Origin of the sequence: Hwangdonia sp. (genome assembly GCF_048381975.1) — a bacterium.
Taxonomy (GTDB): Bacteria; Bacteroidota; Bacteroidia; order Flavobacteriales; family Flavobacteriaceae; genus Hwangdonia; species Hwangdonia seohaensis.
Genome location: NZ_JBLWYT010000012.1, coordinates 58,487 through 75,410 on the forward strand (window position 1 = coordinate 58,487; position 16,924 = coordinate 75,410).

Consider the following 16,924-nt stretch of genomic DNA (forward strand, 5'->3'; position numbering starts at 1 on the left):
TAAATGTAATATTCTGATTTTAAGCTATTTATAAAAAATAACGATTGATAAACTCCAAAATTTTTTCCACGGTATACCGTTGTTTGTTTTACTTACAAATTGATTTCCACGGTATTCCGTTAGGTTTTGGTTGGTTTTTTTACACCTAGTTTTTTCATTCTGTCCCTTAACGTACTTGGTTTCATATCAAGTAAACTTGCTGCACCGTTTTCGCCATCTATCTTCCATTTGCACTTTTCAAGCGTTTTTATAATATGGTTGCGCTGTACCTCATTAAGGGTTAAACTTGAAGTGCCCGTAAATAACTCTTTTAAAACCGTAAATTCTCCAATAGGTGAAAGCATTAGGGTTTCTGAATCTGATAAAATTACAGCTCGTTCTATTAAATTTTCGAGTTCTCTAATATTTCCAGGCCAATTATAGGACTTAAGATTATCCATCGCTTCACTAGGTATATATTTAATACGCTTTTCGTAAGATTTATTAAACTTATCTACAAAATGCTCTACCAATAAAGGGATGTCGTCTTTTCGTTCTCTTAAAGGAGGAACTTTTATTGGAAACACATTTAGTCTAAAATATAAATCTTCCCTAAATTGTTTTTTCTCAATCTCTTCTTTAAGGTTTCGGTTTGTTGCGGCTATAACCCTTACATCAAGTTTTTTTAAGTCTGTACCACCAACAACTTCAATTTCTCCTTCTTGTAGAAATCTTAAAATTTTTGGTTGCATATCTACCGGTAACTCTCCTATTTCATCTAAAAATAAAGTGCCGCCATCTGCCAATTCAAATTTTCCAATTTTATCAGTAAAAGCGCCAGTGAACGACCCTTTTTTGTGCCCGAATAATTCACTCTCAATTAGTTCTCTTGGTATTGCTGAACAATTTACTTTAATTAATGGTTTTTTATTTCGCAAACCCGTGTTATGAATGGCGCGAGCCAACAACTCTTTACCAGTGCCGGACTCTCCCAATAGTAATACAGTAGCGTTTGTTGGTGCCACTTTTTCTACCTCTGTTAAAACATTGCTAAACTCTTCACTACCATAAACCATTTCTTCGTAGTTAAAGACCAAAGCCAACTCGTCACGCAGATAAATGTTTTCTTGCTCTAATTGTTCGCGCAAATTATTCAACTCCCTATTAGCTTCTGAAAGCTCTGCATTTGCTGAAATAAGGTTGCTTTCTGCATGCTTGCGTTCAGAGCTTTCAACCATAAGCGACACTATACTGGCAATTGAAGTTGCAAATTCTTCATCGTCTGCAGACCATTTTCTTTTGGCTCCAATGTGCTCAAAACAAATAACGCCATACATTCCATGTGCGCCTTGAATAAACACATCTAACATTGAAGAAATACCCAACGGAATTAAATAGTCTTTTGCAAATCCTTTAGTGATGTCGTTATTAACCGCGTCTTCAACCTTTACCGTTAGATTATCAGCTAAAGCATCAAAATAATTTGGGTTGTCATTTCTGGTTAATACCCCGCCATCCTCATATTCCGCCGTTTTTAAATTGAATAACTTCTCACAAGTGATGTTTGTTTTGTCGGCGTTAAATTTCCATACACCAACACGTGCAACATTTAAAGTAGTCGCGGACAAGGCCGTTATTTGAAGTAATGATTTATGATAATCGGATCCAACTAGGGCAGACAAATCCATAATAACATTCTTCTTTTGGGTAGATTTTTTAGCAATTTCCTCTAAAAGTGTTTTGGCTTTTTCTTCTTCCGAAATATCCTTTAAAGTAGCAAACAAAGCAATCACTTCGCCTTTATCATTTTTTATGTTTCCAGATAAAAATGATACTAAATATTTATTGCCGTTTTTTTTAATAAACTCAAGTTGAAAAGACCTTGCTTCTCCTTGTGCCACCTCCTCTTTGGTATTTAACATAAATTCCAAATCTTCCTTTTTCGCAAATGGATAAGGTAGATTTATGCCAATGAGCTCGTCTCTGGAATAACCAAGAATTTCACAGATTGAATCGTTGACCATGATAATTTCACCTTCCAGATTAACAATTAACAGGCCTTCTTGCATAGACATAACTAGCTTATCTGTAAACTCTTTAGCTGCTATTAAGGCCATTTCAGCTTCTTTACGTTCTGTAATATCTTGAGCTGTACCAAAGAAATTTATGGGTTCGCCATTTACAAATGTAATTTCACCCAATCCGTGAATCCATTTTAGGGTCTTTTTATTTTTGGTAAGAATCCTAAATTCCATATCAAAGCTATTGCCCGTTTCTATACACTTTTTAAATTTTTCCAGATTTGCCGTTACGTCTTCGGTGTATATGAGTGTCTTCCAAATATCAGCTGTAAATTCGATATTTTTATCAATACCCAATATCTCCATAAAAGCAGCTGAGCCTTCTATTTTTCGGGTTTTTAAGTCAAGATTAAAATTACCGATTTTTGCTATTTTTTGAGCTTCAATTAATGATTTTTCGCTGTTTTGCAGTTTCAGCTCCGCTTTCTTACGTTCAGTGATATCTGTGGCTATAATACCCAGAGCTAACGGTTTATTGGAAATACTATCTCTAATTAAAAAACCAGACATTTGTATAGGAATAAGACCGCCTGTTATAAAATTTTTAAATAGAACTTCGCCATGCCATGCGTTTTTTGTATTAATACTTGGCATGTGTTCATTTACTATAACATCATGGTATTCTTCTGGAAAAAAATCTAAAATACTAGCAGGCAATTCTGCATTAGCTTTTATGCCAACCATTTTCTTACCGTCACTATTTAAATAAATTGGTGTGCCTTCTAAAGATGCTAAACCAATAAAATCGTTACTAGTTTCTATTAAAGAAAGTAACCTTTGGTTATTAGACTCGGCTTTTTTACGCTCGGAAATATCACGTATTATTGCCAGTACTTTTCCATCAGTTTGTAGTTTTGCCGAGACTTCTGCATCTACTAAAGTTCTGTTTTTACAAATTAATTGTCTTTCAAAAATTACAGGTTTTCCTTTAAGCAACGTTTCATACTTATTTTGACTTTTAATCACATCACCTACTATAATTTCCTGTAGCTTTAATTTTAAAAATTCTTTTTTAGTATATCCTAATATGCTGTAGGCTGCTTTATTAAAACTATAAATAGTTCCATCGAATGAATATGTAAGGATAGCATCACTTGCTTGATTAATTAATGATTTATAGGATTCATCTCTCTTTTTTACTTCCGCAATTATTTTAAATTTTACAATGGCAATTTTTGCTAAACTAACAGCAGAATTTAATTCTGCTATTTCTTTTAAAGAAGGCGTTTTAATGGCATTACTATAAATTGCGAACGTGCCTAAAACCATACCTTTTTCAGAAAGTATTGGAATAGACCAACACGATTTTAAATTGTGTTTTAATGCAATATCTTTATAATCTACCCATAATTTATCTGTACTAATATCTGAAACAATTACTGGTTTTTTAATATATGCTGCTGTACCACAAGACCCTACGTTTTTACCTATTGCTACGCTTTTAATAGCTGAGTTGTACGGTTTAGGAGTGTTTGGTGCCGAAATAAGCTCCAAATGTATGCCGTCGTCATGCAATAAACTAATCGATCCAAAGGACTCTGGGTAAAGCGATTCGTAATTGATTATGATGTGGTCAAACACCTTTTTAATGGATGTATTATTAGCTATTAAATCTAATACATGGTTTTCATTAATTAATTTTTGCTCTACTTTTTCGCGTTCAAATATTTCTTTCTCTAAATCTAAATTTTTTTTCTCTAGCTTTCTAATCAGTCGATTACTATAAAGTTTTAAAGCTTCTTTTTCTGTAAATTGTGTTTCTCCTTTAGATTTTACCGGAGGATTATCTAAAACCAATAGTTTTTGAACCACCTGTAATATTTTGTCTGGATCTGTTGGTTTTCTTAAAAAACGGTCTGCACCAAGTTTTAAAGCAAAATCTTCATCAGATTTTTCAGTGTAAGTAGATGTGTAAAAAACAAAAGGGATATTTTTAAATAATTCATTTTTTTTGCATGCCTGACAAAACATATAGCCATCCATCACGGGCATTAAAATATCCGAAATAATAAGATCTACACGAGTTTTATGTAGCTTTTTTAAAGCGTCCTCACCATCCTTAGCTTCAATTACTGTAAAATCTGCTTTCTCAAGTATAACCCTGAGCAAGTATAGGTTTTCTAATATGTCATCTACTATTAAAATCGTTTTCATTCTAGTTAATTCTGATTTTTTAAACCATGTATACTTTCCATTTGTTTAACAAAAGTATCGGGATTAATAGGTTTTTCTATATATCCATCGGCTCCTGCTTCTATAGCTTTTTCCTTATCCCCTCCCATGGCATATGATGTTACTGCAATAATTGTGGTGTTTTTTGGCAAACCATTATGCCTTAATTTGGCACATATTTCATAGCCATCCATATCTGGTAATTGGATGTCTATTAAAATAATTTCGGGATGGTTTTCATGAGCTAAATTCAATCCATCAACACCATTATAAGCATTAAGGACATTGTAGTTACTGTTTTTAAGTAAATACGTTAACATATACATATTTTGCTCGTTATCTTCAATTATTAAAACAGATGGTTCCTTGTTGTTTTGCATATAATAATGAATGGTTTATGTTTGTAAAATATTACTTTTAATTAGTTAATTGTTTGATAATTGACATTATTTATTATTGGAGTGTTCCAATGGTAATTTAAAGGTAAAATTACTCCCTTTTCCCAACTCGCTTTCTACATGAATGGAGCCTCCTAATTTTTCGATTAAATTTTTACTAATTGCTAGCCCCAAACCAGTACCTTCATGGTTTCTACTAAGCCCGCCTTCAAGTTGAATAAACGGCATAAATAATTTTATAATATCGTTTTTACTTATTCCGATTCCTTGGTCTATTACCTGTGTAACAAGTGTTTTATCTTTAACAGCTACTTTTACAAGCACAGTACCCGTTTTTGAAAATTTTATGGCATTAGACAGTAGGTTTAATAGAATTTGCTCAATCCTTCGTTCATCACTTACTAAAGTAATATCCATACTTGAAATTTCTGTTTTAATATCTAGCCCTTTTTTTGAAGCTTGTGGCAATAGAAATTCTATGGTTTTTTCTAAACATGATAAGTAATTAAAAGGATAAAATGACACCTTTAATTTACCTGCCTCAATTTTAGAAATATCTAAAACATCGTTAATTAAACCCAATAAATGCTCGCCACTATTTTTAACCATTTCTAGTTGCTTTTTTTGCTCCTCATTAAGTGGTCCCGCTATTTCTTTTAATAATATTCCAGTAAAGCCAATTATAGAATTCATGGGTGTTCTTAACTCATGAGACATGGTTGCCAAAAATGCAGACTTCATTAAATCGGCCGATTGTGCTTTTATTTTCTCTTTTTCCAATTGGTTTGTTCTTAATTCTACCAATTCTTCTAGATGGTTTTTATATTTTGTGATTTCCTCTTCAGATTTTACTTTTTCGGTAATATCAACAACCATACCTATATACCCAGTAATTTCGTTGTCAATGATAACCGGAGCTGTAATAACATCCCAAAATACAATTTTACCATCTTTATGTAAATAACGCCCTTGATCTTTATATGGTATCCCTGCTTCCATGGCATCTACCCATTTTTTTGTAACTCTTTCTCTATCTTCAGGGTGTATGGCATTAACCCAGTTTAAACCTAGTGCTTCTTCTTGGGTTAATCCTATCATGTGTATATCGGCTGCATTACCATAGGTTACATTTCCATCGGGATTTACAAAAAATATTCCTATGGGTGAAGCATCTACCATGGCTCTAAATTTAGCCTCACTCTCTTTTAATGTTTCTTCCTGTTTCTTTCGTTCAGTAATATCTCTTATTACTCCAATAAGGTACTTATTACCCTTCTCATCAATGAATCTGGTTTTTTTTGTAGAAATAAATCGCGTTTCTCCTCCTTCAACATTAACGCTGTCTTCATTAACGTCCTCAATTCCTTCAGATAGGACTAGATTATCAACCTTGAGGTACCTTTCTCTTTCTTCTGGAGGGACACTATTAGCAAAAATTTTACCTAATATTTCGTCTTTCCCCCTATTAAATAATTTATAAAAAGCATCATTTGCTATAAGAAAACGGCTTTTATAATCTTTAACAAATACGGGGTCTCCAATATTATTTATAATGTTATCGAGGTATTCTTCACTTTCAATAAGTTTTGCTTCAGCCTTTTTTCTTTCTGAAATATCAATTACCGTTCCTTGAAAAGCAATTGCTTCGCCTTGGTCATTTTCTACCACTTCCATTTGTACCATTACATATTTAATGGTATTGTCTTTACAAAGCACGCGATATTCAAAAGGTGAATTGTCTTTATTTTTTATGCGTTGTTCAACTAATCTATTATGAAACTCCCTATCATCTGGATGCACACAACTTAAAACGGTATCGTATTTTAATGGTGTATTTGGGTCAACATCATATATTTCATACATTAAATCTGACCAATACACATTATCATTTATAATATCCCAACTCCAATAGCCAATGTTTCCAATTCTAATTGCGGCCTCTAGCTTATGTTGTATTTCTAAAATCTCTTTTTCAGCTTTTCTCTTTTCTGTAACATCTCTTATAACTCCAATTAAAAATTTAGTGCCTTTTTCATCAACAAATCTGGTTTTTTTGGTAGAAATTAATCGTGTTTCATTGCCTCTGACCGTAAGACTTTCTTCATTTACATTTTCAATACCAGTAGACAGCACTTGCTTATCTATCCTTAAAAAAATCTCTTGCTCTTCAGGCGTTACATCTTCAGCTAAAGTTTTACCAATTATGTCTGCTCTTGAAAGGTGGAACATTTTACAAAAAGCATCATTTACAACCAGTAAACGACTTTGCTCATCTTTTACAAATAACGGATCTCCAATATTACTAATAATGTTATCTAGGTATTTCTCGCTTTCTATTAAAAGCTCTTCGATTTTTACACGCTCTGTGATGTCTGTGAAATAAATTGTTAATCCTTCCGGCGACGGATAAATCCTGTTTTCAAACCATTTATCAAACGGCGGATAATACTCTTTAAGATATTGCGTTTGTTGGGTTTCTACAGCTTTATAATACAAATTATAAAAAGGCAGGCCGACACCATCCGGAAACTCTGTCCAAATATGTTTACCAATTAAGCTGCTCGGGTTTCTGCCTAAAAACTCTCCCGCCTTTTGGTTTACATAAGTATAGCACCAATTGGTATCTAAGGCCACAAAACCATCTGAAATATTATTTAAAGTGGTTTCTATTTGAGATGTTAATTTTTTCTCTTCTTGTTTTATTTGAACCTTTAGGTCTTCGTATTTTTCCTTATAATTTATTATTGAAAAAACATCTCGTTCTTGGTTTGCAATAAACGTCGTTTTTGTGTTTTCGCTATCTAAATATTTTACATACAAATAGAGTATTATTGAGTAAATGATAGCGGCAATGAATTTACCTAAAAGATGGCCTAATAATGAGGTTTTGAATAAGGGAGTTCCATAAAAAATCGCAAGATTAAAAGCTACGGCATCAAAAATTAAAACGGACCATAGAGAAATGAATATAATTAAAAAAAAAGGGAGTTTTTTAAGTTTTAAAATTAAATATTGATATAGAACAACTAATAGTAAAAAATCCATAAATAGGATAGCAGTTCCGATAATAAAATACTTTAGATTTATATTAAAAACAGAATCAGGATTTAATGTAGTATTATTAATTTGGCTATCAATAATTTGCTGTAAATAAGTAATTTCAAACATCAAAGACATAATGATATTTGAAAGAACAATACCAATAATAAGAGTTCTGGCACTAGCGACGCCTTCTTTTATATAAATTAATAAAACAGCAAATAATACCCCGCTAAATAAAATTATGGAACCAGGGTAAATGACATAATCGTCGAAAAAAATAAAACTAAGCGAACTCCCCAAATTGGCTTGCAAATATTGAACTGCCCCTAAAAGAATATAAAGTGGGGCTAAGCCTAGTCTTGCTCTTAATCTAAAGAGCAGGAGTATACTGGAAGACAGAAGTAAAAACTCAGTAATTATAATGGTGTAAATGTTCATACAATATTTATTTCCTTAAATGCATTTCTTGTTTAGCCCTTATAGTTCTTAGAAACAATAATTAACTTACAGATAGCACATCTAGTTATTCATCTTAGCGATGGTCTTAAAAAAATACTTAGAGAGGAATTACTAAAACACACTTGGATGTATTTTAGTACGATTGTAAATTTTAAGAAAAACGATTAAACACAATAAATATAACAAAAAAACGGTAAGCTTTTTATTACCAGATAATTATTATGTTTTAGTTTTAAAACCATTATCAGATACCGTTTTCATTTTAACCAATACCATAAAATATCCGGTTTTTTAAAATCTGCCAAAAAATAAAAAAGAGCCGCAATTTCTTGAAACTCTCTTTATTGATTAATAGCGATAGTTAGACACAAATGTTTATGAAAGGTCACATTTAGATTACAATTTAGAAACCTCTTTCAAAGCAAAAAAGGAACACTTTAATCGATACAATTTTTAATTGAACAGCTTCTTATAATAATCATCTGCCATTCTTTGGGTTGTAAAGTCAGGGATAACATCATCCATAGCTTTAAACACAATGTCCTGCCATTGGTCAGGATTATCATAATAGGTTGGAATAACTTTATTTTCTAAAATATGGTATAAATTATCTGAATCTAAATTATCCTGATCCCAAGTTGGCAAATGATGGTCCAATGCCGGTAATACAAAACAATTTTGTTCATCTTTCTTAAATTCGGGAATCCAACCATCGTCTGTCGATACATTTACAGAACCATTCATTGCAGCCGTCATACCACTTGTGCCCGAAGCTTCGCGAGTAATTCTAGGTGTATTTAACCAAACATCTGAACCACATTTTAATCTTTTAGACAAGTCTATTTCATAACCAATAAGCACGGCGAGATTTGGCTCATGCTTAGACTGATGCACCAAATGATTAAACACATCAATGGCATTGTAATCGAAAGGATATGGTTTTCCTGCCCAAATAATCTGTACAGGGTGCGTATTGTTAGAAATTAATCTTTTAAAACGATTATAATCACGCAAGAGTAGATCTGCTCTTTTATAGGCTGCAAAACGTCTGGTCCATACAATAGTTAATACGTTAGGGTCAAATCGTTTTCCCGTTTGCTTGTAAACCTCTTCAAAAAGTTCGCTTTTTAACTGCGTTTTTCTTTCTTTGTAAATAACAGCATCCGCTTTCATCCAAGATTTCTTGATTATTTCGTCTTGCCAAAATTTTTGATTTTGAGCATTGGTAATCGGAATAATTTCACAAATATCATCATAATCCTTCCACATATCATTAGCAACTATAGCATGAAGTTTTGATACTCCATTTGCCTTTCTAGCCATTCGTAATGCCGAAACGGTATAATTAATCATTCCTCCGTTTACCATTTCACGATGTAACTCTTCATCGGAAAGTGTTCTACCAAAAAAACCACATCTGTTTAAATGTCTTGCATCTCGTTCTTCATTTCCCGCTTTCTCGGGTGTATGCGTAGTAAACACCATTTGTGCTTTGGTTACACCTCTATCTCTTAAATAATAAAATGCCGGTAATGCGTGCCCTTCATTTAAATGATAAGTATCTGCACCGCCTAAAGCTTCAACAACTTTAGCGCCTGCAATGCCCAACACAATACTTTGTGAGACTCTTGTTACTGGGTTTTGATCGTATAGGTGATTTGTAATTGTTCTTGATAAATGGTCGTTCCCATCAACATCAGTACTTAAAAAATACATGGGTACGGTTCCAAAAACTTCAGGTTTTAAAACATAAGCCCTAACCTTTACATGCGGATTATCATGAAGCTTTATCTCTACTTCTATGCCGGTGTCTTCTAAAAAATCAAAATGCTTTACGTTAAATTCTGTTTTTAATGTTTGGTCTTCATTTCTTGCCTGATCGTAATAACCATACTTCCATAGCATGCCAATCCCAATCATATTCTGTTTTAACTCTAAACCAGAACGCATGTGCGATCCTGCCAAAAACCCAAGGCCTCCAGAGTAAATATTAAATGTTTGGTCTATGCCAAATTCCATACTAAAGTAGGCTACTTTCTTTTTATATTTTTTTGCCGGCGTGTAAGGATGGTACCATTTACTATATATATGTTCCATAAAAAAATGTGTTTAAAAAATTAAACTATAAATGTAGCTAAAATAGATGTTTTATCATCTATTAAACCACAACGAATTGTTAATTTATATCGACTATTAATTTCGCTTAATTTGTTAGTTTTTAATATTTTATGATGAAAATCAGAAAGAAATCAAAAATGATTTTAATCTTAAAATTTTAATAAACAGACCTTCCAGAAAACAAAAAAATATTCCAATTTTCTATATGTTTAAAAAAATCAGAAAAATCCATTATTTTACACCTATCATATTGTTATTCAAAAGATTGCAATTTTACGTACAAAATTGTACCTTTAGATTAGAGTAGGATTAATCTACGAACCAACCTTTCTGTTACGCTTAAAAATGAATAAAGATGAACAGTTGCTGAATAAACTGAAGCAAGTTGTACTTAACAACTTTGAAAACGAACATTTTAGTGTGCAGGAATTATCAGAATTGGCCGCCATAAGTCGATCACAACTACACAGAAAGCTAAAACGGCTAAAAGGCCAATCCATTAGCCAGTTTATTAGGGAAATTAGACTTGAAGAAGCCTTGGAATTATTGCAACAAGATGCTGCTACGACTTCAGAGATCGCCTATAAGGTAGGGTTTAATAGCAGCTCTTATTTTCATAAATGCTTTTTGAACTTTTATGGCTATCCACCAAGTGAGGCCAAACATATATACTCAAAGAAACAACAACATGAGACCAAAAGAAATGAAGTAGAAAGCAAATCTATTTTTGAACCCTCAGTGATTGACAAACAATCAATAAAGCATTTAACCAATAGAAAAAAACGAGCATCACTTATTAAATTTACTGCTCTAGCCATTTTAGTCTTTCTGATAAGCCTCACTGCAATTTATGTAATTAACCACAATAGATCTACTTCTCCAAAAGAAAAATCGATTGCTGTATTACCTTTTAAAAACCTGAGTACCGATGCGCAGAATCAACACTTTGCAGATGGCCTAGTAGAAGATTTACTCAATCGGCTATCATTGGTCCCGGAGTTTAAGGTTATTTCCAGAACCTCTTCCGATACGTATCGACATAGAGACCCGGACAAAAAGGTGTCTGATATTGCTTCGGAATTGAACGTTTCCTATGTCATTGAAGGCAGCATTCAAAAACATGAAAATAAAGCTAGAATTACAGTTCAATTAATTGATGCAAAACAAGACGACCACTTGTGGACCAAAACATTTGATGAAGATTTTAAAGATGTTTTTAAAATACAAAGTGCTATTGCCATAGAGGTTGCCTCTGGATTAAGTACTATTCTAACAAAAAAACAGGCCCTCAACATAAAAAAAAACCAAACCGATAATGTTAAAGCTTTTGAACTCTACCAACTTGGGCGTTATTATTGGGGCAAACGTGTATATAATGAATATGCTACAGCCATCAACTATTTTGAACAAGCTATTGCCGAAGACCCAAATTACGCTTTAGCTTATGCCGGTTTAGCCGATACTCATTTTTTAATGATTTGGTACACTGAGGATTACGAGAAAATGATAACCCTTAGAAACAAGGCAGAAGCACTGGCACTAAAAGCTTTAAAACTTGATCCAAACCTTGTTGAAGCCTATACGGTTTTAGCTACGCTTTATTTTTTTATAGATTGGGAATGGGAAAAAGCAGAAAATATGTTCCTACATGCTTTACGGTTTAACAAAAACTATTCTACGCTTCACCATCGCTATTCAGAACATTTAAGTACGACCGGAAGACATCTTGAAGCTAGAAATCACATTAACAAAGCTTTAGAGCTAGACCCGTTATCCTTTATTGTAAGGGAGGTTAGTGCAAAACTCTATTTAAACAGGGGAGAATTTGATAAAGCGCTTAGCGAATCACATCTAGCCGGAGAATTAAACAAAATCCACGAGACCCCACAGTGGTATAAATTTTTTATATGCCTAAAAAAAAATGACGACAGACTTGTTTTAAAGAGCCTTAGGGAACTCGCTGAAATGAATGATATTGCATATACACCTAAAACTTTGGACAGTATTTACAATACCTCCGGGCGAAATGGATTGCTGCAATGGGCCGTTGATTCTACAGGAGATTTATTACGGAAAGCCCACTGTTATGTTTTTGCAGGTAAATACAATGAAGCCTTGGATTATCTTGAAACAGCATACGCTAATGGCAGCAGAATGGAAGACGTACCCTACTGGTACCCTTCAGAAAAACTACATGAGATGCCTCGATTTATAGCCTTAATGAAAAAAATGAACCTCCCTTGGAAACCTGATTCCCACTTGGAACACTAAGGCTTTCATGTACTTTGCTACTTCACGTTTGAATTCAAATTACCAAAAAAAGCAACATAATTTTTGGAAAAGTTTAAGCTTTTCGCAACATGATTGATACACATTGCTTTAAAAATTCTTCCATATTTGTAATAAACCATTTACTCGGATGGTCATCACAATCATTTTGTTAACCAAGTTATGGCAGCAAAAACCACAAAATTTATTAACCTTTTAAAAAACAAAAGTCATGAAAACAATTCAAACCATAATACTCAGTATCTTGAGTATGACACTTTTTTCTGCTTGCATCCCTTCTGGAGATGGAGCTATAACAGTTCCTTTTAAGGCAAATTTTTATACAGACCGAAATTATGATAATACAGGAGAAGGAGTTTGTACGGAAGACCCTTACCTAGGTTTTAACTACCAAGTTGGAAAAGGTAAAGCAACACTCCTAGGATCCATGGATGTCACCATCTCTTTTTGTGGAAGTGAGGGCACCCCTTTTTACAAAAATGGTATAGGTACATTTGTTGCCGCAAATGGAGATAAATTATATATAAAAATTCCTGCTGAAGGTGAAATTGGCGAGGTTTATCCCAAAGAAAATCATGAACTATATGAACTTCAATTTCAGGACAAGTTCTCCTTTAATGGCGGTACTGGTAGATTTTCTGGGGCCACGGGCGAGGGCTATACAGATAGTTTTGTAGACCTGCTTGATGATGATGGTAATTTTTTACCTGAACACAGAACAGACCATGTTTGGAGAGGAATCCTGAAATTACCTAATAAATAAAATTGGGTGTACGTATAAAATTAATTAAATAGATGACCTGATTATTAAACGAACCAATGTTGTTGGCAGTAATTTAGTACCGAAATAGAATGATATTTAATTCAATGCGTGCATCCAATATTCTTAAAATAATCTTCATTTTCAAAGTAAGGCCATGACAAGCCTAAGCCATTAAGCATTGAACTAGAGGGCGTAAATACTTCTAAAAGTAGGATAAGGAAAAAACAAAAACTTCCCCAAAACAAAAATGCATCCCAATCTTCTGTAAAGAAAAAAGGAAAGCTTTCCATTGGTTTAACTACCTAAACTATTACCATTTCATACTACTATTTAGACTTAGACATAATATATGATTTATCTATAGTTGTCCTAACAAATGCTGATATTGGTGGCCCTAGATAAGTTTCAATACCATCCAACCCTAAAGTATAGGCACCACCAGTATTAATAATGGAAGAAGTATCATCAATTACGAACTCACCAAATTCATTAGTTGAATATATTGTTTTAATTGTACCAGATAATTTTGATCCCTTACTAATTGCTCCAGCACCCCAAAATGGAGCAACTGTCCACTCATTAAAATTATAAAGCACTTCCCCATTTTCAAGGATACTAAGCCAAATAAACCATTCTTGAGTAACAATATTATTACTTAAATAAGATTGCGATATTATATTCCCCGACCAATAACCATTATATTGACCCGCGTATATTTTGAACAATTCATTTTCAGGGATTTCAAATATCATATCACCAAATGGACCAGAAACATTTTGATCTTGATCAGCATTTAGCACGTAAATTCCTCCTACATTAATATAAATACCTACTGATAATTTATACTTTGACGGTAATATCGGTGTATTAATAAGTTGACATATCTTTGACGCTATACTCGGTGCTCCAGGAGCTGGAGACGCACCTAAAGTTGAGCAATATAACAATAAACTTTTTGTTAAAACCTCGCATGTTCCATAAGCGGGCAAACCTGCAACATTAAAAGCTACACCAACCTGTGAACACAAATAAGTAGTCCCAGCTACAGCTCCAGATGCCATTAATGGTTCAATTCCTGAGCATAACGTACCTAATACATCTTCCGCTTTTGAACAAACTTTATTAAAATCAATTTCTTCAGCAACAGGTTCTGAAATATAAAATGAAAAAACTCCGTTTTCAATTGACTGAGGCTTAGCTTTATAACTATAGTTCATTAGGTCTCCTTTATTATCTACTCCTCTTGCTTCAACAATTACATTCGCATCATCAAATGGCTGTCCATCCATTCTCAATCTTACTTTTAAATTTGCACCTGGTTTTATATTTGATTTTAATGAATTATTCTTTTTTGATTTTGTTTTAACTCCCTTAGATAAAAAGGTAATTTCATCTCCTTCTTCCAAAGGTGAATTTAAATTTGTTTGAAAATATACTTGGTTTCCATTTTCCGAAATTGCTAAAAGTTTTATTTCAGTTTCATTTAACCATTCAATACCTATATACTCCCCATTTGGGCTTGATATTGATTCTATTCTTCCATTTTCTAAAAGATCAATTAATATTGGGTCATCAAATTCCTCAACTTTAACCATTACGTAATCTACAGATATTACAGTTCCATCACTATCTTTAGTTCCATAAAAACTAACATCTCCTTCTGTTGTGTATGTCCTAAATATTAATGAGTTTGAGGCATCTTGTGAAATACCATATTTAGGATCATTTACAACTTCATTAGATTCATCATTTACACTCTCATTTTTAGAACAGGAGTTAATAATAATTAATAAACAAATTATAAGGGTTGACTTTAAGAAATTTTTCATGAGTGGAGATTGTTGGTTAAAACCTTTGAAATTATAATAATATCGCAACTTAAGCAATACTCAAATTGAGTATAACACAATCTATCTTTAAATTACACTAGCTTAAAGTAAAAAATACTCATCATTAAAAGAACTTAATATCAAAAAAGACTCTAAAACAAAAAAGCATCCCAATCTTCTTATTCAGAAAAAAGGAAAGCTTCTCATTGGAATACCAAATTAACTTTGGTATAACTACGTCCTAGATTCCTCTAGGAACAACACAACATCTTGCTATTGCCAAAAAAAGCCCTAATTTCTCAGAGCTTTCTTATAGCAATTTTTTTGCGGTCTGGACGGGACTGTAACCTTGCTCTAACAGCCCACCCATAGCAGTACAACTGCCAAATATCTTCATTAATGTTGACGATTTGTGACCTATTTACAATATTCAATAGTTCATTTTGTTTTCGTCTGGCACAAAAATAGTAATTTGAAACGAATTATTATATTTTTTTAAAAAAATTATTGATGCTATTGAAAGTACACCCAAAGTCTGGCGTCTAGTTTTACAAATAATTTAAAAGTCATTCATTTTTTAGACATCAACTAAATTCAACTGATTTAAATATTTGCTAGACCAATGCCCTACCTAAAAACAATTGCTTTAACGATGTATATCAAACATAACAGGCAACAGTCAGTATATGCTTCCTGTACTTAGCGTTGTCCTATTTCAAGATAAGGCGTTACATTCAAAATTTACAAATTACTCTTTAGCTGCCAACCAGCGTTCTGCATCTAACGCGGCCATACACCCTGTTCCTGCTGCTGTTACCGCTTGCCTATATACATGATCTGCCGCATCTCCAGAAACAAAAACACCATCAACATTTGTCTTAGAAGTTCCCGGGTCATTAATAATATAACCTGTTTCATCTAATTTTAAATAGTTTTTAAAGATATCAGTATTGGGCTTATGTCCAATAGCTACAAAAAATCCAGTCGCTGGAATCTCATGTTTGTCATTGGTTTGATTGTTAAAAACCCTCACTCCTGTAACAAGTTGACCATCCCCTAGAACCTCATCAGTTTCTGTATTGAACAGTATTTCTATGTTTTTAGTGCTCTTAACTCTAGCAGCCATAATCTTTGAGGCTCTAAACTCATTACGCCTTACTAACATGGTCACCTTTTTACAAAGTTTGGATAAATATTGTGCTTCTTCACACGCAGAATCCCCAGCACCGACAATTACAACCTCTTGATTTCTATAGAAAAACCCATCGCAAATTGCACATGCCGATACGCCTCCACCGAGTTTTAAATATTTTTGTTCAGAATCCAAGCCCAAATATTTTGCTGATGCACCAGTTGAAATTATAACTGTATCGCAATGGATTTCCTTGTTATTGTTAACCCATACTTTATGAGTGCTTCCCGAAAAATCCACTTTTGTAACCCATCCGTCACGCACATCAGCTTCAAATCGTTCTGCCTGTTTTTGTAGCTCTAGCATCATTTCTGGCCCCGTAACTCCATCGGGATATCCTGGAAAGTTTTCAACTTCATTTGTAGTTGTTAGTTGTCCACCTGGTTGTGTCCCTTGATACAAAACGGGTTTCATATTAGCCCTAGCCGCATAAATAGCTGCCGTATACCCTGCTGGTCCTGAACCAATTATTAGACATTTTACTTTTTCTGTATGATCAGACATAATTTCATATTTATATTAAACTTTAAACCAATTTCGAATAATATCTTTTTCAATTTGATGGTTTCCTTTATGGATAAACTCATTTTTAATGGCGCTAT

Annotated in this window: 8 protein-coding genes; 2 read left to right on the plus strand and 6 right to left on the minus strand. The window is 33.2% G+C overall.

Going from position 1 to position 16,924, the window contains the following annotated elements; all coding sequences use genetic code 11:
• Nucleotides 1–119: 119 nt before the first annotated feature.
• From ACN5J7_RS16020 to glgP, 4 genes are all read right to left on the minus strand, one after another.
• Nucleotides 120–4,214, minus strand: coding sequence for a sigma 54-interacting transcriptional regulator (locus tag ACN5J7_RS16020; RefSeq protein ID WP_418604668.1), 4,095 nt, complete (start codon nt 4,212–4,214; stop codon nt 120–122).
• A 5-nt stretch (nt 4,215–4,219) separates the two neighbouring features.
• Nucleotides 4,220–4,612, minus strand: coding sequence for a response regulator (locus ACN5J7_RS16025; protein ID WP_418604669.1), 393 nt, complete (start codon nt 4,610–4,612; stop codon nt 4,220–4,222).
• Between the two features lie 66 nt (nt 4,613–4,678).
• Nucleotides 4,679–8,110, minus strand: coding sequence for a PAS domain S-box protein (locus tag ACN5J7_RS16030; protein WP_418604670.1), 3,432 nt, complete (start codon nt 8,108–8,110; stop codon nt 4,679–4,681).
• Between the two features lie 474 nt (nt 8,111–8,584).
• Nucleotides 8,585–10,228 carry an alpha-glucan family phosphorylase gene (gene glgP, locus ACN5J7_RS16035; RefSeq protein ID WP_418604671.1) on the minus strand — a complete coding sequence of 548 codons (1,644 nt, stop codon included), beginning with the start codon at nt 10,226–10,228 and terminating at the stop codon, nt 8,585–8,587.
• A 366-nt stretch (nt 10,229–10,594) separates the two neighbouring features.
• On the opposite strand from glgP, the gene ACN5J7_RS16040 reads away from it, so the two are divergent.
• Together ACN5J7_RS16040 and ACN5J7_RS16045 are read left to right on the plus strand one after the other, a co-directional pair.
• Nucleotides 10,595–12,520, plus strand: coding sequence for a helix-turn-helix domain-containing protein (locus ACN5J7_RS16040; RefSeq protein ID WP_418604672.1), 1,926 nt, complete (start codon nt 10,595–10,597; stop codon nt 12,518–12,520).
• A gap of 229 nt (nt 12,521–12,749) precedes the next feature.
• Nucleotides 12,750–13,301, plus strand: coding sequence for a hypothetical protein (locus ACN5J7_RS16045; protein ID WP_418604673.1), 552 nt, complete (start codon nt 12,750–12,752; stop codon nt 13,299–13,301).
• Between the two features lie 326 nt (nt 13,302–13,627).
• Here the strand turns inward: ACN5J7_RS16045 and ACN5J7_RS16050 are convergent, their stop codons facing one another.
• Together ACN5J7_RS16050 and trxB are read right to left on the minus strand one after the other, a co-directional pair.
• Nucleotides 13,628–15,130, minus strand: a complete 1,503-nt coding sequence (locus tag ACN5J7_RS16050; protein WP_311935361.1) for a hypothetical protein — start codon at nt 15,128–15,130, stop codon at nt 13,628–13,630.
• Nucleotides 15,131–15,878: 748 nt separating this feature from the next.
• On the minus strand, nt 15,879–16,826 hold the full coding sequence (gene trxB / locus ACN5J7_RS16055) for a thioredoxin-disulfide reductase (RefSeq protein WP_418604674.1): 948 nt from the start codon (nt 16,824–16,826) through the stop codon (nt 15,879–15,881).
• Between the last annotated feature and the right edge of the window lie 98 nt (nt 16,827–16,924).

Coding starts and splice junctions, on each gene's coding strand:
- trxB (WP_418604674.1), bottom strand. CDS start 16,826: ATGTCTGATCATACAGAAAAAGTAAAATGTCTAATAATTGGTTCAGGA.
- ACN5J7_RS16025 (WP_418604669.1), bottom strand. CDS start 4,612: ATGCAAAACAACAAGGAACCATCTGTTTTAATAATTGAAGATAACGAG.
- glgP (WP_418604671.1), bottom strand. CDS start 10,228: ATGGAACATATATATAGTAAATGGTACCATCCTTACACGCCGGCAAAA.
- ACN5J7_RS16040 (WP_418604672.1), top strand. CDS start 10,595: ATGAATAAAGATGAACAGTTGCTGAATAAACTGAAGCAAGTTGTACTT.
- ACN5J7_RS16045 (WP_418604673.1), top strand. CDS start 12,750: ATGAAAACAATTCAAACCATAATACTCAGTATCTTGAGTATGACACTT.
- ACN5J7_RS16050 (WP_311935361.1), bottom strand. CDS start 15,130: ATGAAAAATTTCTTAAAGTCAACCCTTATAATTTGTTTATTAATTATT.
- ACN5J7_RS16030 (WP_418604670.1), bottom strand. CDS start 8,110: ATGAACATTTACACCATTATAATTACTGAGTTTTTACTTCTGTCTTCC.
- ACN5J7_RS16020 (WP_418604668.1), bottom strand. CDS start 4,214: ATGAAAACGATTTTAATAGTAGATGACATATTAGAAAACCTATACTTG.